This is a genomic window from Streptomyces sp. NPDC059874, from assembly GCF_042731135.1.
Lineage (GTDB): Bacteria > Actinomycetota > Actinomycetes > Streptomycetales > Streptomycetaceae > Streptomyces.
This window is the reverse complement of record NZ_JBHWJY010000032.1, coordinates 18,355-43,956: the sequence shown is the minus strand read 5'-3', so window position 1 is coordinate 43,956 and position 25,602 is coordinate 18,355. Positions and strand designations below refer to the sequence as shown.

General features: G+C 73.2%; 19 protein-coding genes and 1 tRNA gene. 2 read left to right on the top strand and 18 right to left on the bottom strand.

From position 1 onward, the window contains the following. Positions 1 to 22: 22 nt before the first annotated feature. The 11 genes from ACFV9H_RS19830 to bldG form a co-directional block, all read right to left on the bottom strand. Positions 23 to 96, bottom strand: a tRNA-Thr gene (locus tag ACFV9H_RS19830). 109 nt (positions 97 to 205) lie between these two features. After that, positions 206 to 1,765 carry an alpha/beta hydrolase gene (locus ACFV9H_RS19825; protein WP_385399759.1) on the bottom strand — a complete coding sequence of 520 codons (1,560 nt, stop codon included), beginning with the start codon at positions 1,763 to 1,765 and terminating at the stop codon, positions 206 to 208. 190 nt (positions 1,766 to 1,955) lie between these two features. Further along, the gene (locus tag ACFV9H_RS19820) at positions 1,956 to 3,167 is read right to left on the bottom strand and encodes a DNA polymerase III subunit delta' (protein ID WP_385399757.1); all 1,212 of its coding nucleotides are present in this window, start codon (positions 3,165 to 3,167) and stop codon (positions 1,956 to 1,958) included. A gap of 76 nt (positions 3,168 to 3,243) precedes the next feature. Next, positions 3,244 to 6,468 (bottom strand): dTMP kinase, encoded by a 3,225-nt coding sequence (gene tmk, locus ACFV9H_RS19815; protein ID WP_385399754.1) that lies wholly within the window; start codon positions 6,466 to 6,468, stop codon positions 3,244 to 3,246. A 323-nt stretch (positions 6,469 to 6,791) separates the two neighbouring features. Beyond that, positions 6,792 to 9,620: a type I DNA topoisomerase gene (gene topA / locus ACFV9H_RS19810; protein ID WP_385399752.1), complete on the bottom strand. Its 2,829-nt coding sequence runs from the start codon at positions 9,618 to 9,620 to the stop codon at positions 6,792 to 6,794. A 325-nt stretch (positions 9,621 to 9,945) separates the two neighbouring features. Further along, a complete protein-coding gene (locus ACFV9H_RS19805) occupies positions 9,946 to 10,143 on the bottom strand; it encodes a hypothetical protein (protein ID WP_385399749.1) in 198 nt (65 codons plus the stop codon). A 126-nt stretch (positions 10,144 to 10,269) separates the two neighbouring features. Next, positions 10,270 to 11,799: a methyltransferase gene (locus ACFV9H_RS19800; protein WP_385399746.1), complete on the bottom strand. Its 1,530-nt coding sequence runs from the start codon at positions 11,797 to 11,799 to the stop codon at positions 10,270 to 10,272. 157 nt (positions 11,800 to 11,956) lie between these two features. Beyond that, positions 11,957 to 12,523 carry a small secreted protein gene (locus tag ACFV9H_RS19795; protein ID WP_385399743.1) on the bottom strand — a complete coding sequence of 189 codons (567 nt, stop codon included), beginning with the start codon at positions 12,521 to 12,523 and terminating at the stop codon, positions 11,957 to 11,959. Positions 12,524 to 12,685: 162 nt separating this feature from the next. Then, on the bottom strand, positions 12,686 to 15,091 hold the full coding sequence (locus ACFV9H_RS19790; RefSeq protein WP_385399740.1) for a sodium-translocating pyrophosphatase: 2,406 nt from the start codon (positions 15,089 to 15,091) through the stop codon (positions 12,686 to 12,688). A gap of 307 nt (positions 15,092 to 15,398) precedes the next feature. After that, positions 15,399 to 15,839 (bottom strand): ATP-binding protein, encoded by a 441-nt coding sequence (locus tag ACFV9H_RS19785; protein WP_385399738.1) that lies wholly within the window; start codon positions 15,837 to 15,839, stop codon positions 15,399 to 15,401. Between the two features lie 134 nt (positions 15,840 to 15,973). Then, entirely contained in the window at positions 15,974 to 16,315 is a 342-nt protein-coding gene (bldG, locus tag ACFV9H_RS19780) for an anti-sigma factor antagonist BldG (protein WP_008743037.1), read from the bottom strand. A gap of 81 nt (positions 16,316 to 16,396) precedes the next feature. On the opposite strand from bldG, the gene ACFV9H_RS19775 reads away from it, so the two are divergent. Next, positions 16,397 to 18,892 (top strand): DEAD/DEAH box helicase, encoded by a 2,496-nt coding sequence (locus tag ACFV9H_RS19775; RefSeq protein ID WP_385399736.1) that lies wholly within the window; start codon positions 16,397 to 16,399, stop codon positions 18,890 to 18,892. A 141-nt stretch (positions 18,893 to 19,033) separates the two neighbouring features. On the opposite strand, the gene ACFV9H_RS19770 is transcribed toward ACFV9H_RS19775, so the two are convergent. The 7 genes from ACFV9H_RS19770 to ssd are packed head-to-tail and all read right to left on the bottom strand — an operon-like array spanning position 19,034 to position 23,972. Then, on the bottom strand, positions 19,034 to 19,390 hold the full coding sequence (locus ACFV9H_RS19770; protein ID WP_385399733.1) for an Rv3654c family TadE-like protein: 357 nt from the start codon (positions 19,388 to 19,390) through the stop codon (positions 19,034 to 19,036). Further along, positions 19,387 to 19,773 carry a TadE family type IV pilus minor pilin gene (locus ACFV9H_RS19765; RefSeq protein WP_385399731.1) on the bottom strand — a complete coding sequence of 129 codons (387 nt, stop codon included), beginning with the start codon at positions 19,771 to 19,773 and terminating at the stop codon, positions 19,387 to 19,389. Before ACFV9H_RS19765 ends, ACFV9H_RS19770 begins: the two co-directional genes overlap by 4 nt. Next, entirely contained in the window at positions 19,760 to 19,957 is a 198-nt protein-coding gene (locus tag ACFV9H_RS19760; RefSeq protein WP_385399728.1) for a DUF4244 domain-containing protein, read from the bottom strand. The genes ACFV9H_RS19765 and ACFV9H_RS19760 overlap by 14 nt, the downstream gene beginning before the upstream one ends. A gap of 49 nt (positions 19,958 to 20,006) precedes the next feature. Continuing rightward, the gene (locus tag ACFV9H_RS19755) at positions 20,007 to 20,783 is read right to left on the bottom strand and encodes a type II secretion system F family protein (protein WP_385399725.1); all 777 of its coding nucleotides are present in this window, start codon (positions 20,781 to 20,783) and stop codon (positions 20,007 to 20,009) included. Then, entirely contained in the window at positions 20,783 to 21,682 is a 900-nt protein-coding gene (locus ACFV9H_RS19750) for a type II secretion system F family protein (protein ID WP_385399723.1), read from the bottom strand. The genes ACFV9H_RS19755 and ACFV9H_RS19750 overlap by 1 nt, the downstream gene beginning before the upstream one ends. After that, a complete protein-coding gene (locus ACFV9H_RS19745; RefSeq protein WP_385399720.1) occupies positions 21,679 to 22,827 on the bottom strand; it encodes a TadA family conjugal transfer-associated ATPase in 1,149 nt (382 codons plus the stop codon). The genes ACFV9H_RS19750 and ACFV9H_RS19745 overlap by 4 nt, the downstream gene beginning before the upstream one ends. Further along, entirely contained in the window at positions 22,824 to 23,972 is a 1,149-nt protein-coding gene (gene ssd / locus ACFV9H_RS19740; protein WP_385399843.1) for a septum site-determining protein Ssd, read from the bottom strand. The genes ACFV9H_RS19745 and ssd overlap by 4 nt, the downstream gene beginning before the upstream one ends. A 515-nt stretch (positions 23,973 to 24,487) precedes the next feature. On the opposite strand from ssd, the gene ACFV9H_RS19735 reads away from it, so the two are divergent. Then, the gene (locus ACFV9H_RS19735; RefSeq protein WP_385399717.1) at positions 24,488 to 25,360 is read left to right on the top strand and encodes an HAD family hydrolase; all 873 of its coding nucleotides are present in this window, start codon (positions 24,488 to 24,490) and stop codon (positions 25,358 to 25,360) included. Positions 25,361 to 25,602 lie beyond the last annotated feature (242 nt).

Genomic DNA, 25,602 nt, shown 5'->3' with positions numbered 1-25,602 from the left:
GTGAGTCCTGGGGCTTCCACAGAGCCGCCTTCGGGATTCGAACCCGAGACCTACGCATTACGAGTGCGTTGCTCTGGCCAACTGAGCTAAGGCGGCACCGCTGGTTAGACAAGTGTTCCCTCGAAGAGGGGCTCTCATCAGCAGCGGCGCCAAGTCTACAGGGTCTGGACGGGTGCCTTGAACCGGGTTCTGCGCGGGCGCGGCGTCAGCACTTCTTGCCGTCCGTCGGGGGCGTGCCCTCCAGGAGGTAGGTGTTGATCGACGTGTCGATGCAGTCGCTGCCGCGGCCGTACGCCGTGTGGCCGTCGCCGTCGTACGTCAGGAGGGTGCCCGATTCGAGCTGGTCCGCCAGGGCCTCGGCCCACTTGTACGGGGTCGCCGGGTCGCGGGTGGTGCCGACCACCACGATCGGCGGGGCCCCCTTCGCCGTCAGGGGCTTCGCCGTGCCCGTGGCCTTCACGGGCCAGTACGCGCAGTTCAGGGAGGCCCAGGCCAGGCCCGCGCCGAAGACCGGGGAGGCCTTCTCGAAGGAGGGCAGGGCGGCGTCCACGGCTTCGGGGCCGCTGAAGGCCGGCGGCTGGTCGAGGCAGTTGACGGCGGCGTTGGCGTACATCAGGTTGGCGTACTTACCGTCCGGCTCGCGCTCGTAGTAGGTGTCGGCGAGGGCCAGCAGCCCGGCGCCGTCCCCGTTCATGGCGGCGGTGAGCGCCTCCCGCAGCTGCGGCCAGGCGCTCTCGTCGTACAGCGCCGCGATCACCCCGGTCGTCGCGAGGGACTCGCCCAGCGGGCGGGCCGGCTCCCCGGTGGGCACGGGCTGGGCGTCGACCTTGCGGAAGAACTCCTTCAGTCGCTCCGCCATCGCCTCCTCGCCGCCCTTCCCGAGCGGGCAGTCGGACTGCTTCGCGCAGTCCGCGGCGAAGGAGACGAAGGCCGTCTCGAAGCCGGCCGTCTGGTCCCGGTTGAGGTCCAGCGCGGACCGGGACGGGTCCATCGCGCCATCCAGGACCAGTCGGCCGACCCGGTTCGGGAAGAGGTCCGCGTACATCGCTCCCAGGAAGGTGCCGTACGAGGCCCCGACGTACGTGAGCTTCTCGTCGCCGAGCACCGCGCGCAGCAGGTCCATGTCCCTGGCGGCATCGACGGTGGAGACGTGCGGCAGGATCCGCTGCGAGCGGGTCTGGCAGCCGGCCGCGAACTCCTTGAAGGCGGCCACCAGTCGCGCCTTCTCGGCCGCGTCGTCCGGCGTCTGGTCCACCTGGGTGTACTTGTCCATCGCCGGGCCGGTCAGGCATTCGACGGGGCTGCTGCGGTCCACCCCGCGCGGGTCGAAGGAGACCATGTCGTACCGGGCGCGGACCGGCGCGGGGTAGCCGATGCCCGCGTACGCCTGGAGGTAGCCGATGCCGGAGCCGCCCGGGCCGCCCGGGTTGACGACGAGCGAGCCGAGCCGCTTGCCGGGGCCGGTGGCCTTGCGGCGGGCCACCGCGATGTCGACGTCCTGGCCGGAGTCGGGCTTCGCGTAGTCCAGCGGGGCCTTCATCGTGGCGCACTGGAAGCCGGGGACACCGCACTCCCGCCAGCTCAGCTTCTGCTCGTAGTACGGGCGCAGCGCGGCCTCGTCGACGGACGGCCGGGCGGCGGTGGGCCCGGTGGACGACGCGGCGGCCCGGGGTCCTCCCGACCCGTCCGAGGTGCACCCGGAAAGGAGCAGCCCGGCGGCTGCGATCACGGTTCCGGTCGTACGCAGCAGGCGACTGGTGTCCATCCCCGGAGCCTATGGCCTGCCGCTCCGGGCCACCGGGCGTCCTCCGGCGGACGACCCCGCGTCTGCCGGGGCCGACACCGGGCAGGGCACGGAGCGGGCGGGGAACCGGGCCGCTCCCGGCTCCGGCGGCCGGTCCGCCCGTACGGGTGAGCCGGTCAACGAGACCTGGACGGCATCCCGGCAGTCCTGCTCAGCCGGCGCGCAGCGACATCGTCATCGCCTCCACCGCGAGGAGCGGGGCCACGTTGCGGTCGAGGGCCTCCCGGCAGGCGATGATCGCCTCGATCCGGCGCAGGGTCCGCTCCGGGCCCGACGCGCGGGCGATCCGGTCCAGGTCGTGCCGTATCTCCTCGTTGGCGATGGCCACCGAAGAGCCGAGCTGCAGGGCCAGCACGTCCCGGTAGAAGCCGGTGAGGTCGGTCAGCGCCAGGTCGAGGCTGTCGCGCTGGGTACGGGTACGGCGGCGCTTCTGCCGGTCCTCCAGCTCCTTCATCACGCCCGCCGTGCCGCGCGGCATCCGGCCGCCGGTGCCGGCAGCGGCGCCGAGCGCGGCCCGCAGCTCCTCGGTCTCCTTGGTGTCGACCTCCTCCGCGACCTGCTTGGCGTCCTCGGCGGCGGCGTCGACCAGCTCCTGCGCGGCCTTGAGGCAGCCGCCCACGTCGTCGACGCGCAGCGGGAGCTTCAGCACGGAGGCCCGACGGGTGCGGGCGGCCTCGTCGGTGGCGAGCCGGCGGGCCCGGCCGATGTGCCCTTGGGTGGCACGCGCGGCGGCCGCCGCGACGGTGGGCTCGATGCCGTCGCGCCGGACCAGCACGTCGGCGACGGCGTCCACGGGCGGGGTGCGCAGGGTCAGGTGCCGGCAGCGGGAGCGGATGGTGGGCAGCACGTCCTCCAGCGAGGGCGCGCAGAGCAGCCACACCGTGCGCGGAGCGGGCTCCTCCACGGCCTTGAGGAGCACATTGCCCGCTCCCTCGGTGAGCCGGTCGGTATCCTCCAGGACGATGACCTGCCAGCGGCCGACGGCCGGGGAGAGCTGCGCCCGGCGGACCAGGTCGCGGGTCTCCTTCACACCGATGGACAGCAGATCGGTACGGACGATCTCCACGTCGGCGTGCGTGCCGATCAGGGTGGTGTGGCAGCCGTCGCAGAACCCGCAGCCCGGCTCACCGCCGAGCGCGCGGTCCGGGCTGGTGCACTGCAGGGCGGCCGCGAAGGCCCGGGCGGCGGTGGACCGCCCCGAGCCGGGCGGCCCGGTGAACAGCCAGGCGTGGGTCATCTTGGAGGACTCGGGCTGCGCGGTCCCCTCGGTGACGGCCGTGACCAAGGCGTCGGCATCGCGGGCGGCGGCGGCGAGCTGCGTCCGGACCCGCTCCTGACCCACCAGGTCGTCCCATACGGGCATCCCGCCCACCACCTTTCACTTCACTCTCCGTGCAGCCATTGTGGCGCGCGGCACTGACAATCCGGTCCCGCCGAGGTCAGCGCCGGCGGCGCGGACCCCGGCCGTCCTCCTCGTCGTCCCGGTGCGGGCCGAGCAGTTCGTCCGCGAGCGTCGGCAGATCGTCCAGCGGGGTCTCCTCGGCCCAGTCCGGGCGGGGCCGGCGCGGCCGGCCCTCGGCGTCGAGGACGGGGATCTCCCGCGTCCGGTCATTGCCCGAATCCCGGAAGATGCCCGGCGGCACCCGGTCGGCCGGGTTCTCCTCGGGGCGCCGGGCGGTCGGCCGCGTGGCGGAGTGGGCCGCCGCGGTGCCCTTCGCGCCGGACGGGCGTACGGGCGGCAGCACGGCCGTCTCGTCGGTCGGGCGGACCGGCGGCAACACCGTCGTCTCCGCGGCGGACGAGGCGGACGAGGCGGATTCGCCGGGTTCGGCCGACTCGGTGGGCTCGGCAGCCGCGGGGTCGACCTTCGGCACCGGGACCGTCTGCGTCACGTCGTCCGGCCCCACGACCCGCTTGACCACCGGGGTCTCGACGGTCACCGCGTCATCCGGGTGCGGCTCCTTCGTCATGCCGACCTTGGGAGCCGGGGCCGGAGCCGGAGCGGGCGCCGGAGCGGGCGCCGGGGCAGCAGCGGGCGCCGCCGCGGCGGAAGCCGCCGCAGCCGCCGCGGCCTTCGCGGCGACCTCCGCCGCCGCGGCCTCCGCCAGCCTGCGCGCTTCCTCGGCCTTCAGCAGGGCCTCCTCCGCCCGCCGCTGCTTCTCCAGCCGCCGCTCCTCGGCCTCGGCCCGCAGCCGGGCCTCCTCCTCGGCCTCACGCCGCAGCCGCTCCTGCTCCGCCGCGCGCGCCTTCTCCTCGGCCTCCGCGCGCAGCCGCTCGGCCTCGGCCCGGGCACGGGCCGCCTCCTCGGCGCGCAGCCGCTCCTCCTCCGCCTTGCGGGCGGCCTCCGCCTCGGCCTTGATCCGGGCTTCCTCCGCCTCGCGGGCCAGCCTGGCTTCCTCCTCGGCGCGTCGCCGGGCTTCCTCGGCCTTGCGCGCGGCCTCTTCCTCGGCCTTGCGCCGGGCTTCCTCCTCGGCGAGGCGCCGGGCCTCCGCCTGGGCGACCACCTCGGCCTCGGAGAGCGGGAGCATCCGGTCCAGGCGGTGGCGCACGACGGTGGTCACCGAGTCCGGATCCTGGCCCGCGTCCACCACGAGGTAGCGCCCGGGGTCGGCCGCGGCGAGCGTCAGGAACCCGGCCCGCACCCGCTGGTGGAACTCCGCCGGCTCCGACTCCAGCCGGTCCGGCGCCTCCGTGAACCGCTCCCGCGCCGCCTCCGGCGACACGTCGAGCAGCACCGTCAGGTTCGGGACGAGCCCGCCGGTGGCCCAGCGCGAGATCCGGGCGATCTCGGTCGGCGACAGGTCGCGCCCGGCGCCCTGGTACGCCACCGAGGAGTCGATGTAGCGGTCCGAGATGACGACGGCGCCGCGCTCCAGGGCGGGGCGCACCACGGTGTCCACGTGCTCCGCGCGGTCGGCTGCGTACAGCAGCGCCTCGGCGCGGTTGGACAGACCGGCGGAGGAGACGTCCAGCAGGATCGAACGGAGCCGCTTGCCGACCGGGGTGGCCCCCGGCTCCCGGGTCACGACCACCTCGTGGCCCTTGCCCCGTATCCAGTCGGCCAGCGCCTCCACCTGGGTGGACTTGCCGGCTCCGTCGCCGCCCTCCAGGGCGATGAAGAAGCCGGTGGCGGACGGCGCCTGTACGGGCTCCCCGCCGCGCAGCGCCTCGCGCAGGTCGCGGCGCAGCGGCACTCCGCCGCGGTCGTCGGCCTTGGTGAGCACCACCACGGCGACGGGCAGCAGCAGGGCGCCGACCAGCATCAGGGTGAAGGCGGCTCCGCCGTGTGCGAAGACGACCTCGCCACCGGTGAGCCGGTGCGGGCCGATCAGCGCGGCCAGTACGGGGGCCGACACGGCGCCGAGGGCGACCGCCACGCGTACGACCGCCTGGAGGTGCTCGGTGACCCTGGCCCGACGGAACTCCTCGGTCTCCTGGTCCAGCAGGGTGTGACCGGTGTTGGCGGCGACGCCTGCGGCGAGTCCGGCGAGCAGCGCCAGGAAGAGCACGGTCGCCGTGTCCGGGACCAGCCCGGTGAGCAGGAGGGCCAGCCCGGTCACCGCTATGGCGAGGGCCAGCAGGCGGCGCCGGGACAGGGCGGGCAGCACCTTGCCGGCCTGGTTGGCGCGGATGCCGGCGGCCGTGCCGCCGAGCAGGGCGAGGACGAGCAGCGCGAAGGTGGCGGGGCCGCCGCCCAGGTCGAAGGCGTGCAGCACGGCGACGGCGGCGGCGCAGGCCACCGCTCCGGCGACGGCCGCGCAGGCCAGGACGAGCAGCGGGATGGCTCCCGTACGGCCCTTCTCCGGGCGGTCGCCCGCCTTGGGCGTACGCAGCCCCTCCAGCGGGGAACGCGGCCGCGGGGTCTTCGTGTCCGGCAGCACCAGCGGGAGCAGCAGCGAGACCGACGCCGCGAAGAGGCCGGAGGCCACGTACGAGCCGAGCGCGGCCCGGTTGTCGGCGAACCAGTCCACGCCGAGGCCGAGGGCCTTGCCGACCAGGGTCGCGGCGAGCAGCGCGGCCGCGGCGACGGGCAGCGCGGCGAAGGCCGTACGCAGCGTCAGGCGCCGCAGCGCGTCGAGGTGGTCGGGGAGCGGCCGTACGGTCGCCCCTTCCGGCGGCGGCGCGGGCAGCAGGGCCGGGGCGGCGCTCTCCTTGGCCAGGGTCCACAGCCGCTCGGCGACGCCGGAGACGAAGACGGTGGCCAGCAGCGCCGTGAGCGCGTGGGCCGGGATCCAGTCGAGCCACAGCGGGGCGACGACGAAGAGCGCGAGCCGCACCCCGTCGGCGCCGATCATCGTCCAGCGGCGGTCCAGCTTGCCGCCGGGGGCGACGAGAGCCGCGAGCGGGCCGAGGAGGACCGCGCCGAAGAGCAGCGTGGCGAGGATCCGGACGCCGAACACGGCGGCGACGGCGAGGGCCGCGCCGCGGTATCCGTCACCGAAGGCCCCTTCCGACACCGCTGCCTGGAGGGCCAGCAGCACCAGCACCAGCAGGGCGAGGGCATCGCCGATGCCGCTCACCAACTGGGCGCTCCACAACCGGCGCAGCCTGGGGGTGCGCAGCAGTGCGCGCACCGCTCGCTCGCGGGAATCCGCGGCTAGGGCTTCGTCGTAGGTGGGGTTCGCCGGGGCGGTCACGACCGTTGGCTGCTCGGCTCGCGTCATCCGCCCAGCCTATCCGCTGCGCTTGGCCGCTGCGGAGGCCTGTGGACAAGGTCAGGTGTGACCCCGGACCCACCTGTTTGCGGGGCTCCGTCCGGTCCCCGGGGGGTGCGGCGCCGTTGCGGGGGCTCTGCCCCGGCCCCCCCGCTGGCTCTGCCCCGGCCCCCCGCGCCTCAAACGCCGGCGGGGCTGTCTTCAGCCCGCCCGCGGGGCGGAGCCCCGGTTGCGGGAAGGGGCGGGGTGGGGGAAGGCCCCCGCAGGGCTCAGCCAGGACGCCGCGGGCCCCCGTGCGGTCGCACGGGGGCCCGGGTGAGCAGAACCGGAGGTTACTCGTCCGCCGGGGCGGCGGCCGTCTTCTTCGTAGCCGTCTTCTTGGCCGTGGTCTTCTTCGCGGCAGCGGTCTTGGTCGCCGTCGTCTTCTTCGCGGCGGCGGCCTTCGTCGCCGTCGCCTTCTTCGCCGGGGCCTTCTTGGCGGGGGCCTTCTTGGCGGGGGCCTTCTTCGCGACCTTCTTGGCCGGGCCCTTCGCCCGCTTCTCCGCGAGCAGCTCGTAACCCCGCTCCGGCGTGATCGTCTCGACGTCGTCGTCCCGCCGCAGCGTCGCGTTCGTCTCGCCGTCCGTCACGTACGGACCGAAGCGGCCGTCCTTGACCACGACCGGCTTCTCGCTGACCGGGTCGGTCCCCAGTTCCTTCAGCGGAGGCTTGGCCGCCGCCCGGCCCCGCTGCTTCGGCTGGGCGTAGATCGCGAGGGCCTCGTCCAGGGTGATCGAGAAGAGCTGGTCCTCGGTCTCCAGCGAGCGCGAGTCCGTGCCCTTCTTCAGGTACGGGCCGTAGCGCCCGTTCTGGGCCGTGATCTCCACGCCCTCGGCGTCCGCGCCGACCACGCGCGGCAGCGACATCAGCTTCAGCGCCTCGTCGAGGGTCACCGTGTCCAGGGACATCGACTTGAAGAGCGAGGCCGTCCGCGGCTTCACCGCGTTCTTGCCCGTCTTCGGCGTGCCCTCGGGCAGGATCTCCGTCACGTACGGCCCGTAGCGGCCGTCCTTCGCGACGATCTGGTTCCCGCTCACCGGGTCGGCGCCCAGCTCGAACTCGCCGCTCGGCTTCGCGAAGAGCTCCTCCGCGTACTCGACCGTCAGCTCGTCCGGAGCCATGTCGTCCGGCACGTCGGCCCGCTGGTGGCCCTCCGCGTCCTTCTCGCCCCGCTCCACGTACGGCCCGTAGCGGCCGACGCGCAGCACGATGCCCTCGCCGACGGGGAAGGAGGAGATCTCCCGGGCGTCGATCGCGCCCAGGTCCGTGACCAGCTCCTTCAGGCCGCCGAGCGCGTCACCGTCGGCCGGCACGACCTCGCTGGCGTCCTCCGAGCCGAAGTAGAACCGCTTGAGCCACGGCACGGACTGGGCCTCGCCCCGCGCGATGCGGTCGAGGTCGTCCTCCATCTTCGCGGTGAAGTCGTAGTCGACGAGCCGGCCGAAGTGCGTCTCCAGAAGGTTGACCACGGCGAAGGACAGGAAGGACGGCACGAGCGCCGTGCCCTTCTTGAAGACGTATCCGCGGTCGAGGATCGTGCCGATGATCGACGCGTACGTCGACGGGCGGCCGATCTCCCGCTCCTCCAGCTCCTTGACCAGCGAGGCCTCGGTGTAGCGGGCCGGCGGCTTGGTGGAGTGGCCGTCCGCCGTGATCTCCTCGGCGGCGAGCGCGTCGCCCTCCGCGACCTGCGGCAGCCGCTTCTCGCGGTCGTCGAGCTCGGCGTTCGGGTCGTCCGCGCCCTCGACGTACGCCTTCATGAAGCCGTGGAAGGTGATCGTCTTGCCGGAGGCGCTGAACTCGGCGTCGCGGCCGTCGGAAGCCGTTCCACCGATCTTCACGGTCACCGAGTTGCCGACCGCGTCCTTCATCTGGGAGGCGACGGTCCGCTTCCAGATCAGCTCGTACAGGCGGAACTGGTCGCCGGTCAGACCCGTCTCGGCCGGCGTGCGGAAACGATCACCCGAAGGACGAATCGCCTCGTGCGCCTCCTGCGCGTTCTTGACCTTGCCCGCGTAGACGCGCGGCTTCTCCGGCAGGTAGTCGGCGCCGTAGAGCTGCGTGACCTGCGCGCGCGCCGCCGACACCGCGGTGTCGGAGAGCGTCGTGGAGTCCGTACGCATGTAGGTGATGAAGCCGTTCTCGTACAGCTTCTGCGCCACCTGCATCGTCGCCTTCGCGCCGAAGCCCAGCTTGCGCGAGGCCTCCTGCTGGAGCGTCGTCGTGCGGAACGGAGCGTACGGGGAGCGGCGGTACGGCTTGGACTCGACCGAGCGGACGGCGAACGAGGCGCCTTCCAGCGCGGCGGCGAGCGCCCGCGCGTTCGCCTCGTCGAGGTGCAGGACCTCGCCCTTGAGCTGCCCGGTCGAGCCGAAGTCGCGGCCCTGCGCGACACGCTTGCCGTCGACAGTGTTCAGGCGGGCGACGAGCGTCGAGGGGTCGGAGGCGTCGCCGGCGCGGCCGGTGGAGAAGGTGCCGGTCAGGTCCCAGTACTCGGCGGAGCGGAAGGCGATGCGCTCGCGCTCCCTCTCGACGACGAGGCGGGTGGCGACGGACTGGACGCGGCCGGCCGACAGCCGCGGCATGACCTTCTTCCACAGGACCGGCGAGACCTCGTAGCCGTAGAGGCGGTCGAGGATGCGGCGGGTCTCCTGGGCGTCGACCATGCGCTGGTTCAGCTCGCGCGGGTTGGCGACGGCGTCGCGGATCGCGTCCTTGGTGATCTCGTGGAAGACCATCCGGTGGACGGGGACCTTGGGCTTGAGCACTTCCAGCAGGTGCCACGCGATGGCTTCGCCCTCGCGGTCCTCATCGGTGGCGAGGAAGAGCTCGTCGGATTCGGCCAGCTGCTCCTTGAGCTTCCTGACCTGGGCCTTCTTGTCCGCGTTGACGACGTAGATCGGCGCGAAGTCGTGCTCGACGTCCACGCCGAGGCGGCGGACCTCGCCGGTGTACTTGTCGGGAACCTCGGCCGCGCCGTTCGGGAGGTCGCGGATGTGCCCGACGCTCGCCTCGACGACGTATCCCGGGCCGAGGTAGCCCTTGATCGTCTTCGCCTTGGCAGGGGACTCGACGATGACGAGTCGGCGGCCGCCCTTTGCGGTCTCGCTAGTCGGGGACAACTTGGCTCTTCTCTCCGGTCGGCACTCGGTCGCGGTACGGCGACGCTGCGGAGTGTGACGGTACAACCCGCCCCCGTGTCAAACGGCAGAAGCCCGCAACGGCCACTCGAACGGTAACCCGACAAGTGCCGTTTCTGCCGCCCGGATGCCGCGGCGGACCCTTCGCGATCACCGCACCGAGTGGCCGGGGGGCCGTCTGGCCCCGCCCCCGAACCCACTCCCCCATGTGCCTCACACGCACTTTCGCACGGGCTTCCACATGGGCTTCCGCATGGGGTTTCACGTGTGCTTTCCCACGCGGGTCCACACCGCCACGGCCCCGGCGTCAGAGCCGCGCGGAGCACCAGACCCCGAGGGCGAGCGACACCCCGCCGCCGAGCAGGAGCAGTGGTACCGCCAGGACGGGGCGCACGCCTTCGGCCACCGGCGCGCCCTGCATGACGCGCGCCCCCGTCCAGGCCAGTAGAGCTGCTCCGAACAGCAGGAACACGGTCGCCGCGAAGATCGCCGGGCCGTATTCCATGCCGCTTCCCCCTTACCCCCGAAGCGCTCCCGGGATCCCCCCGGATCCCGCTGAGCAGAACCCTTTCAGCCCTCGGGATACATCAGGCGAACCCCGGGTTACATCCCGGTTCCGGCACGGGTGCGGCTACTGCCCGGCGCCCGCGACAGGCTCCAGGAACCCCTGCTCGACGAGCATCCGGATCGCCTCCGGCGTACGGTCCCGCAGCACGACCGGGTCTTCCTGCATCAGCTGCGCGATCGCGTCCAGGATCCGGCCCGCGCTCAGTGAGCCGTCACACACTCCGGCGAAGCCCGCGCCGACCGTGTCGACCTTGGTCGCGCGCCGCATCCCGCGGTTCTGCCGCAGCACCACGTGTTCCGGATCCTCCGCGCCGGGCGCGCCGACCTGCTCCTGGACCACCTCCGCGGCCAGCACGAAGCGGCCCTCCAGCAGGGCCGCGTCATCGTGCTCGCGCAGGTAGTCCTGGCGGGCGAAGTGGGCCAGGACCGTCTCGCCGAGCGGCTGCTCCACCGAGTGCGGCCACTCCTCGACCACGATCGAGGGCTCGGCCGCGTCCGTCCGGCGCAGGGTGATCCAGCCGAATCCGACGGCCTTGGTCTTGCGGGCCTCGAACTCCTCCAGCCAGTCGTCGTAGCGCCGCGCGTACTCGGCGGGGTCCGTGCGGTGGTCCCCCGCGTCGCGCAGCCACAGCTCCGCGTACTGGGTCACGTCCTGCACGTCACGCTGCACGATCCAGGCGTCGCAGCCGTGCGGCACCCAGGCGCGGACCCGCTCGTGCCACTCCTCGCCCTCCACGTGCTGCCAGTTGCCCAGGAACTGCGCGTACCCGCCGGGGTTGAGGTGCGCGCCGGCCTCCTGGACCAGGGTCCGGCACAGGTCGTCGCCGCCCATGCCGCCGTCCCGGTAGGTGAGCCGGGCGCCGGGGGAGATCACGAACGGCGGGTTCGACACGATCAGGTCGTACGTGGCCTCGCCGACCGGCTCGAACAGCGAACCGGTGAGCAGCTCGGCCTCCGGCGCCCCGGACAGCGCCAGCGTCAACCGGGTGAATTCCAGGGCCCGGGGGTTGACGTCGGTCGCGGTGACCCGGGTGGCGTGCTGGGCGGCGTGCAGCGCCTGGATGCCCGAACCGGTGCCGAGATCGAGGGCGGAGCCGACGGGGATGCGGACGGTGATCCCGGCCAGGGTGGTGGAGGCGCCGCCGACGCCGAGAACGACGCCCTCCTCGCGGCTGCCGATGCCGCCGGCCCCGCCGACCGCGCAGCCGAGGTCGGAGACGATGAACCAATCCTCGCCGTCCGGGCCGCCGTACGGGCGTACGTCGACGGTGGCACGCACGGTGTCCTCGCCGCCGGCGGCCCCCTCGCGCCGCAGCCAGCCGTCGGCCAGGGCCGCCTCGACGGGCAGGGCGGCCGCGGCGTGCGCGTACGCCACGGGCTGCTGGAGCAGGAACAGCCGGACCAGGCTCGGCAGCGGGCCGTCACCGCCGACGCGCGTGGCGCGCAGGGCGGGGACCGTCTCGCTGCGGGCGAGCGCGGCGTAGGCGGGGGCGCCGAGCAGGTCGAGCAGCCCGTCGGCGGTGAAGCCGGCGGCGAGCAGGGCGGTGCGCAGCTCGGCGGCACGGTCGGGCGAGGGAAGGCTGGTGGTACTCACCCGTCCATTGTGTCCGTTGGGACCGACAAACCGTGCGCCGCGCGGCTGTCGGCGCGGGCGCCGCTCCCCCGGGCCCGCATCCGGGCGTACGACAGGGCGGCCGCGGCCCCTTTTCCGGGACCCCGGCCGCCCTGCCGACGGGCGTCAGCCCACCGCGCTACTTGGGCGACGGCGAAGGTGCCGCGACCTGGCAGCCCTTCTGGCTGTTCATCGCCTTGTCCAGGCCGCCCGCGTTCAGCTCGGAGAGGGCGTCCTTGCCGCCCTTCGTGGCCTCCTCCAGACCGCCCGCCAGCTCCTTGAGCCCCTCGGCGAACTTCGTCTGGTCCTTGGGGTCGAGCGCGTCCATCTTCGTCTTCAGGTCGGCGTAGCCCTTGGAGGTCGACTCGAAGCCCTGGACCGCGTTGTCCAGGGTCTTCTGACCGTCCTTGACCGGCGGAACTCCGGCCCCCTGCAGGGCGGTACCCATGGTCTTGTACGACTCGGACATGGTCCCGAAGGCCGCCGAGTCCGTCTTCTGGACGTCCTCCGGCTTGCTGCTCTCCGTCGCCACCCGCTTGATGTCGGCGTTGGCCGCCTCGATCTTCTTGAGTTCGGGCTGCCACTGGTCGCAGACCTTCTTGGCCCAGGCGTTGGCCTTCTCGTCGCCGTCGTCCCCGCCGCAGCCGGACAGGACGAGCATCAGCACCGCGCCGCCCGACAAGGCGGCCGCAAGCTTCTTGTTCACCGGATTGGTCCCTTCGAAGGCTCTCGGCCCGGAAGATACACGCCCGCCATCCGGTGACGTACAAAGGCGGACGGACGGCGCGTCAGTCCGCGCCGCCCGTCCGCCGTTCGGGCGTACGACCGGCCCTGCCCGGCCCTGCCCGTACCGCTCGTGGAGAGAGGGTCAGGAGACCGTCGCCGGGTCGGCCGGCTGGGCCGCCACCCGCTCGGCGGCTCCACCCTCGTTGTCCTCGCCCACCGCGATGCCGCGCCGCTTGGACACGTACACGGCGCCGACGATGACGCCGATCGCGAGGACCGCGACGATCGCCCGTACGGTCGGGCTGGTGTCCGCGCCGTAGCTGAACTGCACGACGGCGGGGGCGATCAGCAGCGCCACCAGGTTCATGACCTTGAGCAGCGGGTTGATGGCCGGGCCGGCGGTGTCCTTGAACGGGTCGCCCACCGTGTCGCCGATGACGACCGCGGCGTGCGCCTCGCTGCCCTTGCCGCCGTGGTGGCCGTCCTCGACGAGCTTCTTCGCGTTGTCCCACGCGCCACCGGAGTTGGCGAGGAAGACCGCCATCAGCGTGCCCGTGCCGATGGCCCCGGCGAGGAAGGAGCCGAGCGCGCCGACGCCGAGGGTGAAGCCCACGGCGATCGGGGTGAGGACGGCGAGCAGGCCGGGCGTGGCGAGCTCGCGCAGCGCGTCCTTGGTGCAGATGTCGACGACGCGCCCGTACTCGGGCTTCTCGGTGTAGTCCATGATCCCCGGGTGCTCGCGGAACTGGCGGCGTACCTCGTAGACCACGGCGCCCGCGGAGCGGGAGACCGCGTTGATGGCGAGGCCGGAGAACAGGAACACGACGGCCGCGCCCAGGATCAGCCCGACGAGGTTGTTGGGCTGCGCGATGTCCAGGCTGAGGTTCATCTCCCCGGCCTTGGCGCCGACTTCCTTGACCGCGGTGGCGATGGCGTCGTTGTACGAGCCGAAGAGCGCGGCCGCGGCGAGCACGGCGGTGGCGATGGCGATGCCCTTGGTGATGGCCTTGGTGGTGTTGCCGACGGCGTCCAGGTCGGTCAGGACCTGCGCGCCCGCGCCCTCGACGTCGCCGGACATCTCGGCGATGCCCTGGGCGTTGTCGGAGACGGGTCCGAAGGTGTCCATGGCGACGATGACGCCGACGGTGGTGAGCAGGCCGGTGCCGGCCAGGGCCACCGCGAACAGCGCGAGCATGATCGACGTGCCGCCGAGCAGGAACGCCCCGTAGACGCCGAGGCCGATGAGCAGCGCCGTGTAGACGGCGGACTCCAGGCCGACGGAGATGCCGGCGAGGACGACGGTGGCCGCGCCGGTCAGGGAGGACTTGCCGATGTCCCGGACGGGACGGCGGTTGGTCTCGGTGAAGTAGCCGGTGAGCTGCTGGATCAGGGCCGCGAGCACGATGCCGATCGCGACGGCGACGACGGCCAGGATGCGCGGGTCACCGGAGTGGTTGGTGATCGCGGCGTTGTCGACGCCGACGAGCTCCTTGTAGGTGGCCGGCAGGTAGGCGTAGACGGCGATCGCGACCAGCACCAGGGAGATCACCGCGGAGATGAAGAAGCCGCGGTTGATGGCGGTCATGCCGCTGCGGTCGCTGCGGCGCGGGGAGACCGCGAAGATGCCGATCATGGCGGTGATCACGCCGATCGCGGGGACGATCAGCGGGAAGGCCAGGCCGAGGTCGCCGAAAGCGGCCTTGCCGAGGATGAGCGCGGCCACGAGGGTGACGGCGTACGACTCGAAGAGGTCGGCCGCCATTCCGGCGCAGTCGCCGACGTTGTCGCCCACGTTGTCGGCGATGGTCGCGGCATTGCGCGGGTCGTCCTCCGGAATGCCCTGCTCGACCTTGCCGACAAGGTCGGCGCCGACGTCGGCGGCCTTGGTGAAGATGCCGCCGCCCACGCGCATGAACATCGCGATCAGGGCGGCCCCGAGGCCGAAGCCCTCCAGCACCTTGGGTGCGTCGGCGGCGTAGACCAGGACGACGCAGGAGGCGCCGAGCAGGCCGAGGCCGACGGTGAACATGCCGACGACGCCGCCCGTGCGGAAGGCGATCCTCATCGCCTTGTGGGAGACCTCTGTCAGATCTCTGGCGGGCTCTCCCTCGGCGGGCGTGGCCTCGCGCGCGGCCGCGGCGACGCGGACGTTGGCGCGGACCGCGAGCCGCATGCCGATGTAGCCGGTGGCCGCCGAGAAGAGGGCGCCCACGAGGAAGAAGGCGGAACGTCCCGCCCGCTGGGACCAGGTGTCGGCGGGGAGCAGGAAGAGCAGGAAGAAGACCACGACGGCGAAGACGCCGAGGGTGCGCAGCTGGCGGCCGAGGTAGGCGTTGGCGCCTTCCTGGACGGCGGCGGCGATCTTCTTCATGCTGTCGGTTCCCTCGTCGGCGGCGAGTACCTGGCGGACCAGGATCTGCGCGACGACGAGTGCGGCGAGTGCCACGACCGCAATGACGATCACGATGAGCCGATTGTCATCGGTGAGTACAGCGGCTGCCAGATCAGTCGTGCGATCCGGCGCAATGGGGGTGAAGAGCCCCGTCATTCGTCCTCCTTGACGTGATGAGCTCAAGATGTGGACGGATTGTAGGGAGCGCGCCCTGATCAAAACAGTACGCAGGAAACGGAATTGGCGTTCTCTTGCTCCTCAGCAATAGATCGCGTCACTCCAATACCCTCGAAAGCGGTAATGGGGCAAAGGCATTGACGCCTGGTCATTGATCCAGCGGACATGAAAAAGGCCCTGCTCAGCAGGGCCTTGATAAAGATCAGAAGATAGGACCGATTGTGTCCTGCCCTCCGCCGATCCATGGATCCGTGGATCCACGGACCCGGGCGAGCGAGCCGCGGACCTAGGCGAGGTCGGAGCTCCCGGACACGGGCCAGCTCATCCGGATGGTGCCGCCCGACTCCCCGGTGGTCACCTCGACATCGTCGACGAGCCCGCTGATCACGGCGAGGCCCATCTCGTCCTCGCCGTCGAGATCGGCGTCCAGGGCCGCCTCGATGCCGGGCACGGCGGCGTCCGGGCCGCCGCCCGGTCCGGGAACCTCGTCGCCGACCTCGATGGAGAACACCTTCTCCTCCTCGGTCAGCACGACCCGGACGGGCGCGGTCAGCCCGTTGCTGCGGTGGAGTCCGACGGCGCGCGAGCAGGCCTCGCCCACGGCGAGGCGGACCTCGTCGAGGACGGCTTCCTCCACGCCCGCCCTGCGCGCCACGGCGGCCGCGACCAAGCGGGCCGTCCGGACGTGTTCGGGCTGGGCGCTGAAGCGCAGTTCAACGGTGGCCATGCGCGTCCCCCTCGGACTACGGGCGTGCCTTGACAGGGGCCCGGGCCAACCGTGGCCCGGTACCCCCGTTCTCCTCGTCGGCTCCTCACCGCCCGAAGGGCGCCGAAGACGTCCCGCGGGCGGCCTCGGAGCCGTCAGTCGGTGGCGTTGACGGCGTCTTCCACAGTGGTGTGGATCGGGAACACCTTGGTCAGACCGGTGATGCGGAAGATCTTCAGGATGCGCTCCTGGTTGCACACCAGGCGGAGCGAACCCTCGTGCGCGCGGACGCGCTTGAGGCCTCCCACGAGCACACCAAGTCCGGTGGAGTCGAGGAAGTCCACTCGCTCCATGTCGACAACCAGGTGGTAGCTGCCGTCGTTCACCAACTCGACCAACTGCTCGCGCAGCTTGGGCGCGGTATACACATCAATCTCGCCACCGACCTCCACGACCGTACGGTCGCCGACAGTGCGAGTCGACAGGGACAGGTCCACGGATCCTCCAGCACCTTGCTATCGAGCGGCGCCCCCCAGGGGCCTCCCCACCCGAAGGTAGGTGAGGGATTGGCTGCCGCGATGGCATTCAATCACTTACCGGCAGGCGCGCACGACGCCTTCGGACCATTGTCCCGCACGCCGATGACACACTCGGTTCCAATGGCCAATACTCACCGTCCCAGGCGGCCCACGCCACCCGCGGACCCTCGACCCACCCCCGGCACGGTCCTCGACCGGCTGTCCCGGGGGCCTTCCCGGGCTGCGCGCATCACCCATACGGAGCACTTGCCCCCTCGGGAGGGCCGTCATGCAGTCTGGCCCGACCGCATCCGAACGGATGTAGTAGCCGCCATTCAGGCCGCCGGGATCGAACACCCGTGGGAACACCAGGCCGCGGCCGCCGAGCACGCTCTCGACGGCGAATCGGTGGTCGTCGCCACCGGCACCGCGTCGGGCAAGTCGCTGGCCTACCTCGCCCCCGTGCTGTCCGCCCTGGCGGACGGCGCGGAGGCGCCGAACGGACGGGGCGCGACCGCCCTGTACCTGGCCCCCACGAAGGCCCTGGCGGCCGACCAGCGGCGGGCCGTACGGGAACTCGCCGCCCCGCTGGGCAACGCCGTCCGGCCCGCCGTCTACGACGGGGACACGCCCGTCGAGGAACGCGAGTGGGTGCGCCAGTACGCCAACTACGTCCTGACCAACCCCGACATGCTGCACCGCGGGATCCTCCCGGCCCACCCGCGCTGGTCCTCCTTCCTGCGGGCACTGCGCTACGTGGTGATCGACGAGTGCCACACCTACCGCGGGGTCTTCGGCTCGCACGTGGCACAGGTGTTGCGCCGGCTGCGGCGGCTGTGCGCCCGCTACGGCTCCGAACCGGTCTTCCTGCTCGCCTCCGCCACCGCGAGCGAGCCGGCGACGGCCGCGTCCCGGCTGACCGGGGTGCCGGTGATCGAGATCACCGACGACGCCTCTCCGCGTGGCGAGGTGGTGTTCGCCCTCTGGGAGCCCCCGCTGCTCACCGAGCTGCGCGGCGAGAAGGGCGCGCCCGTACGCCGTACGGCCACGGCCGAGACCGCCGACCTGCTGACCGACCTGGTCGTCCAGGGAGTCCGTACCGTCGCCTTCGTACGCTCCCGGCGCGGCGCCGAGCTGATCTCCGTGATCACCCAGGAACGGCTCGCCGACGTGGACCGGTCGCTGGCCCGGCGGGTGGCCGCCTACCGTGGCGGATACCTGCCGGAGGAGCGCCGGGCCCTGGAGCGGGCCCTGCACTCCGGCGAGCTGCTGGGCCTGGCCGCCACGACCGCCCTGGAGCTGGGCGTGGACGTCTCGGGCCTGGACGCCGTCCTGATCACGGGATACCCGGGCACCCGGGCCTCCCTGTGGCAGCAGGCCGGCCGGGCCGGGCGCTCGGGCCAGGGCGCCCTGGCCGTGCTGATCGCCCGCGACGACCCGCTCGACACCTACCTCGTCCACCACCCCGAGGCCCTGTTCCGCCAACCGGTGGAGGCCACCGTCCTGGACCCGGACAACCCGTACGTCCTCGCGCCCCACCTGTGCGCCGCCGCGGCGGAGCTGCCGCTGACCGAGCCGGACCTGGAGCTCTTCGGCCCGGCGACCGAGGAACTCCTGCCCCAGCTCGAAGCGGCGAAGCTGCTGCGCCGGCGGCCCACGGCCTGGCACTGGACGCGACGGGAGCGGGCCTCGGACCTGACCGACATCCGGGGCGGCGGCGGCCGCCCGGTGCAGATCGTCGAGGCCTCGACCGGGCGGCTGCTGGGCACGGTCGACGAGTCGGCCGCGCACACCGCCGTCCACGACGGGGCCGTCCACCTCCACCAAGGCCGCACCTACCTCGTGAAGCACCTGGACCTGGAGGACTCGGCAGCCCTGGTCGAGGAGGCCGACCCGCCCTTCTCCACCACCGCCCGCGACACCACCTCCATCTCCGTCCTGGAGACCGAGACCGAGGTCCCCTGGGGCGCGGGGCGGCTCTGCTACGGCTCCGTCGAGGTCACCAACCAGGTCGTCTCCTATCTGCGGCGCAAGCTGATCACCGGCGAGGTGCTGGGCGAGGCCAAGCTCGACCTGCCGCCCCGCACCCTGCGCACCAGGGCCGTGTGGTGGACGGTCACCGAGGACCAGCTCGACGAGGCCCGGATCAATCCGGAGATCCTCGGCGGCGCCCTGCACGCCGCCGAGCACGCCTCCATCGGCCTGCTCCCGCTGTTCGCCACCTGCGACCGCTGGGACATCGGCGGCGTCTCCGTGCCGCTGCATCCCGACACCCTCCTTCCGACGGTCTTCGTCTACGACGGCCACCCGGGCGGCGCCGGCTTCGCGGAGCGCGCCTTCCACACGGCCCGCGCCTGGCTGACGGCGACCCGCGACGCGATCGCCGCCTGCGAGTGCGAGGCCGGCTGCCCGTCCTGCATCCAGTCCCCCAAGTGCGGCAACGGCAACGACCCCCTGCACAAGCGCGGCGCCATCCGTCTCCTCACCCGCCTCCTCGCCGAAGCACCGGCTCCCCCGGGCCCGACAGGCCCGGCCACGGCCCCCTCCCGGCCCTAGCCCACGGGGCCCGCCCCGGGCCGCCCTGGGTGCGCCCAGGCCCCCGGAAGGGGCACGCACGGGGCGGGGCGCCGCTGCGCGGAGCCCGGCTCACCGCACCCCGCGCCTTCCCGAGACCTGGCCCTGCTCCGCACTCGTGCTTCATCCACCGGTGGGGAGGACCGGTGCGGCCTCGGGCGGACCGGCACGGGCCCGGATCGTGGGGGTGAAAGGCCCCGTGGCCGGGCGGGCCCCGACCTCGGCGACCTCGCCCAGGACCCGGCACCCCGCCAGCTCCGCACCCTGCGCTCGGGCCACCCGTATCGCCGTGGCACAGGCCGCCTCCGGGCCGTGGGCCCAGGTCGCCGCCGCCGCGAGGGCTGCCAGGTCCGCGGCCGCCGCCGCCCGGTGGCGGGCCGCGACGGCCTGCCCCAGCAGCAGCACCCCGCCGAACACCGCACCCAGCACCGCGACCACCAGCACCGCCCACACCGTGGCCGAACCCCGGTCCCGGCTCACGGCGGCGGCCCCACGCTGTCCTCCGCCAGGGCCACCGCCTGCGCGCCGAGCCGCACCGGCAGCTCGCCCGGACCCGGTGCCCGCGCCGCCACCCGGACCCGCCAGAGGTCGCCCACCCGCTCCAGCTCCACCTCCGCTCCCGAAGGCGCGGCCGCCCGGGCCGCCGCCACCACGACCTCGGCCGGCTCCGACCGGGCCGCCGCCCGGGCGCCGGCCCGGGCGCCGTCCACGCACCGGATCTGCGCGGCAGCCGCCATCAGCGCCCACACCAACAGAGCCGCGAACAGCACCAGAGCCGGAATCACCAACGCGGCCTCCGCCGTCACATATCCGCGGTCTCCCCTTTCGCGCGGCGCCCGGGATTCCGTCTCAGAACGGCACATCGAGTGCCTTCCCGATGGTCGACTGAAGTGCGGTGGAGACGACTTCGCTCGTCACCACCTTGTACAGAACCGCAGCGAACGCACAGGCCGCGATGGTGCCCATGGCGTATTCGGATGTGGACATCCCCGCATCGCTCCCGCGACCGCTCAGTGCAGCCCGCACACGAAACCAGATGATCCTCATGGCAACCTCCTGTTGTTTTTCGCTGTTGATGTACGTGATCAATGTGGCGTCAGTTGTTCGAGAGGAGACCGGAGGCCATTCCGATCACCACCGGCGCAACCCCGATCGCGAGAAATGCGGGCAGGAAACACAGCCCCACCGGCGCGGTGACCAGAACCGCCGCCCGCTGCGCGCGGGCTCCCGCCTGCCGGGCCCGGTCCGCCCTCAGGTGCGAGGCGAGCCTGGATACCGGCTCCGCCGCGGGCGCCCCCGTACGGGCGGCCCGCTCCAGGCACTCCGCGAGCGGCCGGGCACCCGGTATCTCCGCCAACCTCCCCCACCCGGCGCCCGGTTCACCGCCGAGCCGCAGCTCGGCACCGGCCCTCGCCAGCCGCTCGCCCAACGGGCCGCCCAGCGACTCCCCCACCACTTCCGCGGCCTCCACCGGACCCGCTCCCGCCGCCAGGCAGGCCGCCAACAGGTCTGCGGCGAACGGCAGCTGACGCTCCGCCTCCCGCGGATCCACGCCGGCGGGCGGCCGTGCCCGTGCCCCCCAGCGCCATGCCCCGAAGGCCGCCAGAGCGCCCACGGCAGCCCCCACCACTCCGCCGACGAGCACCCAGCCCGCCAGCAGCGCCCCGAGCGGCCCGGTCCAGCCCGCCACCACGCCCCGTAGCCGGAAGGGCAACGCCGGTCTACCCGGGCCCGCCTCGGCCCCCAGCAGGACCGCGATCCTGCGCCGGGCCGCCCGCGCCCTCATCCGCGCCACCACCGCCGACGCCACGCACAGCGCCGCCACCGCCAGGCACGGCGTCATCCCCAGCCTGTGGATCACGAAGCCGCCCATCACCGCTCCCCCGCCCGCACGATCCGCCGGCACCACAGCAGCCCCAGCGCCTCCAGCACCCCACCCGCCAGCAGGCAGCCCCACCCCACCGGGGTGTGCAGCAGCACGCGCAGCGGGTCCGCACCCAGCCCGGTGCCGATGAGCAGGCCCACCAGCGGCAGCAGGGCGAGCACGACCGCCGTCGACCGCGCCCCCGCCAGCTGGGCCCGCAAGGACTCCTGCCGGTCCCGCTCGGCGCGCAGGGCGCCCTCAAGCCGGTCCAGCCCGGCGGCCAGGCCCGCACCGCCGTCCACCGACACCCGCCAGCAGGCCGCCATCCCGGCCAGCCCCTCCGCGCCGGGCTCCCGCGCCGCCTGGCGCAGTGCGCCCGGAACGTCCCCGCCGAACGCAGCGGCGGCCAGCACTCCCGCCTCCGCCGCAGCCGGGCCGCCGGGGCCCGCCACCGTCCGCCGTATGGCCGCGGTCAGCGCCTGCCCGGGCTGGGCACCCGCTCGCAGCTCGCCCACCACCGCTCCGCACAGGTCGGCCACCTCGACGGCCCGCGCCTCCCTGGCCCGCTCCCGGGCCCGGACCCGCAGCCACCGCCGCACCAACGGCACCACGGCCGCTCCCGCCAGCAGGGGCACCACCGATCCGCCGAGCACCGCGACCAGCAGCCCGGCCCCGAGGCAGGCCCACTCCCGCCGGCCCGCCACCCGCACCCGTACGGCAAGCGCCCACCGCTCCCTGAACACCGGCCCGGTCCGGAGCATCGGGCCGCCTCCCGCGAGCACCAGCCGGGCCCGCCGGGAGACCCCGTCGCCCCCGGCCCACACCCATGCGGCGGCCCCCGCGCACAGCACCCCGGCGAAGACCGGCACCGGGGGCGCCAGTCCCGCCGGCCCCGCCCAGGCGCTCATCGCGCACCCCGCAGCAGCGGCGCCAGCCGCTCCCAGCCCTGCTCCCGTACGAACCCGCGCGCGGCCCAGCGCAGCGCCGGTACGGTCACGACCAGCCCGGCGGCATCCCGTTCCAGCACGTGCACCTCGGCCACCCTGCGCCGCCCCGCCCGGTCCCGGGCCAGATGGACCACCAGGTTCAGCGCGGCCGCCAACTGGCTGTGCAGGGCGGCCCGATCGAGCCCGGCAGCCGTCCCGAGGGCCTCCAGCCGGGCCGGGACATGGGCGGCGGCGTTGGCGTGGACAGTGCCACAGCCTCCTTCGTGGCCAGTGTTCAAGGCAGCCAGCAGATCGGAGACTTCGGCGCCCCGGACCTCGCCGACCACCAGCCGGTCGGGCCGCATGCGCAGCGCCTGCCGGACCAGGTCGGCCAAGGTGACCAGGCCCGCGCCCTCCTGGTTGGCCGGCCTGGCCTCCAGCCGCACCACATGCGGATGGTCCGGGCGCAGCTCGGCCGAATCCTCGGCGAGCACGATCCGCTCGCCGGGGCCGACCAGCCCCAACAGGGCACTGAGCAGGGTGGTCTTGCCGGTCCCGGTACCGCCGGAGACGAGGAACGACAGCCGGGCCTCGACGATCGCCCGCAGCAGCCGGTGCCCGCCGGGCGGCAGCGTGCCCGCCGCGACGAGCTCCTCCAGGGTGAAGGCGCGGGGCCGCACCACCCGCAGCGACAGGCAGGCCGACCCGACCGCCACCGGGGGCAGGACGGCGTGCAGCCGGGTGCCGTCCGGCATTCGGGCGTCCACCCAGGGCCGGGCGTCGTCCAGGCGTCGCCCGGCGACGGCGGCCAGCCGCTGGGCGAGCCTGCGTACGGCCTGAGCGTCGGCGAAGGTCACCCCGGTCAGCTCCAGCCCGCCGCCGCGGTCCACCCACACCCGGTCGGGGGCCGCCACCAGCACATCGGTGACGTCGGGGTCGGCGAGCAGCGACTCCAGCGGACCGGCTCCGACCAGTTCGGACCGTAACTCGGCGGCCGCCCCGAGCACTTCCGCGTCCCCCAGCAGCCGGCCCTGGGCCCGCAGAGCGGCCGCCACCCGCGCCGGAGTCGGTTCCGCTCCACTCTCGGCGAGCCTCCTGCGCACCGCGTCCAGCAGCACCGCGCTCATGCCGGCACCCCCTGGACGGGGCCGAGCACGCGCTGCCAGAAACCGTCGCAGAAGCGGGCCAGCGCGCCGCGCCCCTGCGCCCCCGGCGGTTCCCCCTCGGCCACCCGCCCCGGCAGCCCCACCTCGACCGGCACCTCGCCCGCCAGCGGCGCCCCCAACAGCCCGGCCACGACCTCCGGATCGAGCCCGCCGGGGCAGCGGCCCCGCACGACGACGCGCACGTCCCGCGCCACCATCCGCACCCCGGCCGCCACCCGGCCCGCCGCGGCCACCGCGCGCAGCTCGCCCGGCACCACCATCAGCACCAGGTCGAGCTGGGCCAGGACCTCGGCCACCGCTTCGTCGACCCGGCGCGGGAGGTCGACCACCACGACTCCGCCCCGGCGCCGTGCGGCGGCCACCACAGACCGCATCGCGGCGGGCGGCACCACCACCCGGTCCCCGCGGTCCCAGCTGAGCACCCGAAGGGCGTGCAGTTCGGGCAGGGACTCCTCCAGGGCTCCGGCGCCGACCCGCCCCCGCGAGCCCGCGAAGTCCGGCCAGCGCAGCCCTTCCGCGGCTTCGCCGCCGAGCAGTACGTCCATGCCCCCGCCCAGCGGGTCCCCGTCGATGAGGATGGTGCGTTCCCCGGCGCGGGCGGCCCTCAGGGCGAGCGCGCAGGCGAGGGTGGAGGCCCCGGCCCCGCCACTGCCACCGATCACGCCGACGGCGAGCGCGGGCCGTCCGGCTCCTTCCACGACGTCGGCGATGCGGTCGACGAGCCGGCTCTCGGCATCGGGGAGCCGCAGCACCTCTTCGGCGCCGATCTCCACCGCCCGCTGCCACACGAGGGGGTCGTCCAGCTCCCGGCCGACGAGGAAGACCCCTCCCCTACGCGGCGCCCCGCGCACCCGCCGGGCGGCGTCGTCCCCGACGAGCACGAGGGGCGCGGACTCCCATCCGGTGCTCCCCCCGGTCCCACCGCTCCCGTCGCTCCCGTGGCTCCCGTCGCCCCCTCCGATTCGCTCTGGTACCGCGTGGTGCACGTGCGGCTCGGCGCCCGCGGCGGCGCACAGCCGCAGCAGGTCGTCGAGCAGCAGGGGATCCTCGGTGATGATCAGCGGCCGCCCACCGGCCGACTCCGTCCCGGAGGCCCTCCCCGACACGGACCCGGCCGGGGACCCGGCCACGGCCCCGGCCCGCGTTTCACACGACTTCGATCGCGCCACGATCTCCGCCCCCTTCTCACTGCAAATCCAGCACCGCGGACTTCGCGGCTGGAATCACCGTGCAGGGATCGGGAAAAAGAAGTGGATCTTGCTTGAAAACTGTGGACAACGGACCGATTGTGAATAACCCGGTCACCCTCGCAGGTGAGTTCCGGAGCGCGGCGGAACCACTACGCACCGTCACGGGTCTGATGTGGTGAGGGCCTTCGACACGCGCGGCCCCGCACAAGAGGAAGGGCCGGGAGATGGTCACTTGGGGCCGAAGGCAGGGACGCGAACCGCGTCCGGACATGCGACGACCCCCGCCGGGGGGGAGAGCGGGGGTCGTCCCCACGGTCCGACTCGGGGGGGGAGGAGCCAGACCGGGTTAGCACGGTCGCGAACGATCCGTGACTTCCATGGTGTACCCGAGAGCCTTCTCAGGCAAACCCACGCGCCACACCTTACGCCGAATGGTGGGCGCATATGCTCGGGGCGTGGAAAATCAGCCCTTGCCGCACTCCTCGCCTCGTACCGCAGCCTTCTTCGACCTGGACAAGACGGTCATTGCGAAGTCGAGCACCTTGACGTTCAGCAAGTCCTTCTACCAGGGCGGCCTGATCAACCGCCGAGCCGTTCTGCGTACCGCGTACACGCAGTTCATCTTCCTGGCCGGCGGCGCCGACCACGACCAGATGGAGCGGATGCGGGAGTACCTGTCCGGCCTCTGCAAGGGGTGGAACGTGCAGCAGGTGCGGGAGATCGTCGCGGAAGCCCTGCACGACCTCATCGACCCGATCATCTACGACGAGGCGGCCTCCCTCATCGAGGCCCACCACACTGCGGGCCGCGACGTGGTGATCGTGTCCACCTCCGGCGCGGAAGTGGTCGAGCCGATCGGAGAGATGCTCGGCGCGGACCGGGTCGTCGCCACGCGCATGGTCGTGGGCGAGGACGGCTGCTTCACCGGTGAGATCGAGTACTACGCGTACGGACCCACGAAGGCGGAGGCCGTCCGCGAGCTGGCGGAGTCCGAGGGCTACGACCTCGACCGCTGCTACGCGTACAGCGACTCCGCGACCGACATCCCGATGCTGGAGGCGGTCGGGCACCCGCACGCCGTCAACCCCGACCGGGCACTGCGGCGTGAGGCTCTGGCGCGGGAGTGGCCGGTACTGGTCTTCGACAGACCGGTGCGCCTCAAGCAGCGGCTGCCCGGGCTGTCGATGCCCACACGGCCCGCGCTCGTCGCCGCGGCCGCCGTGGGTGCGGCAGCCGCCACCGCCGGGCTGGTCTGGTACGCGAGCCGCCGCCGAGCCGGTGCGCCGGCCGCCAAGTCCGCCTGATCGCCCTGACCTGCGACGATATCGGCTGTCCGGTTCGCCCGACCTCGTCCGGGAAAGTAAAAAGTGGAGCCAGGGGTTTCGCATGGCACCGAAGCGGAGTACAAATAAAGCAACGGCCCGCGAGACCAAAGAACATCCGAGAGGATCATCTTTAAAACGCAGTAAGGCCCACGGACCGAAGCATGAACGCCGAGCACCCACGCGACGTCGACCCGTCGATTACGGGCCAGCCGCACCAGGGA

Excerpts from the sequence above, each read along its gene's own strand:
- ACFV9H_RS19825 (WP_385399759.1), bottom strand. The coding sequence starts at position 1,765 with ATGGACACCAGTCGCCTGCTGCGTACGACCGGAACCGTGATCGCAGCC.
- ACFV9H_RS19820 (WP_385399757.1), bottom strand. The coding sequence starts at position 3,167 with ATGCCCGTATGGGACGACCTGGTGGGTCAGGAGCGGGTCCGGACGCAG.
- tmk (WP_385399754.1), bottom strand. The coding sequence starts at position 6,468 with ATGACGCGAGCCGAGCAGCCAACGGTCGTGACCGCCCCGGCGAACCCC.
- ACFV9H_RS19805 (WP_385399749.1), bottom strand. The coding sequence starts at position 10,143 with ATGGAATACGGCCCGGCGATCTTCGCGGCGACCGTGTTCCTGCTGTTC.
- ACFV9H_RS19790 (WP_385399740.1), bottom strand. The coding sequence starts at position 15,091 with ATGACGGGGCTCTTCACCCCCATTGCGCCGGATCGCACGACTGATCTG.
- ACFV9H_RS19785 (WP_385399738.1), bottom strand. The coding sequence starts at position 15,839 with ATGGCCACCGTTGAACTGCGCTTCAGCGCCCAGCCCGAACACGTCCGG.
- ACFV9H_RS19775 (WP_385399736.1), top strand. The coding sequence starts at position 16,397 with ATGGCATTCAATCACTTACCGGCAGGCGCGCACGACGCCTTCGGACCA.
- ACFV9H_RS19765 (WP_385399731.1), bottom strand. The coding sequence starts at position 19,773 with ATGTGCCGTTCTGAGACGGAATCCCGGGCGCCGCGCGAAAGGGGAGAC.
- ACFV9H_RS19760 (WP_385399728.1), bottom strand. The coding sequence starts at position 19,957 with ATGAGGATCATCTGGTTTCGTGTGCGGGCTGCACTGAGCGGTCGCGGG.
- ACFV9H_RS19755 (WP_385399725.1), bottom strand. The coding sequence starts at position 20,783 with ATGGGCGGCTTCGTGATCCACAGGCTGGGGATGACGCCGTGCCTGGCG.
- ACFV9H_RS19750 (WP_385399723.1), bottom strand. The coding sequence starts at position 21,682 with ATGAGCGCCTGGGCGGGGCCGGCGGGACTGGCGCCCCCGGTGCCGGTC.
- ACFV9H_RS19745 (WP_385399720.1), bottom strand. The coding sequence starts at position 22,827 with ATGAGCGCGGTGCTGCTGGACGCGGTGCGCAGGAGGCTCGCCGAGAGT.
- ACFV9H_RS19735 (WP_385399717.1), top strand. The coding sequence starts at position 24,488 with ATGGTGGGCGCATATGCTCGGGGCGTGGAAAATCAGCCCTTGCCGCAC.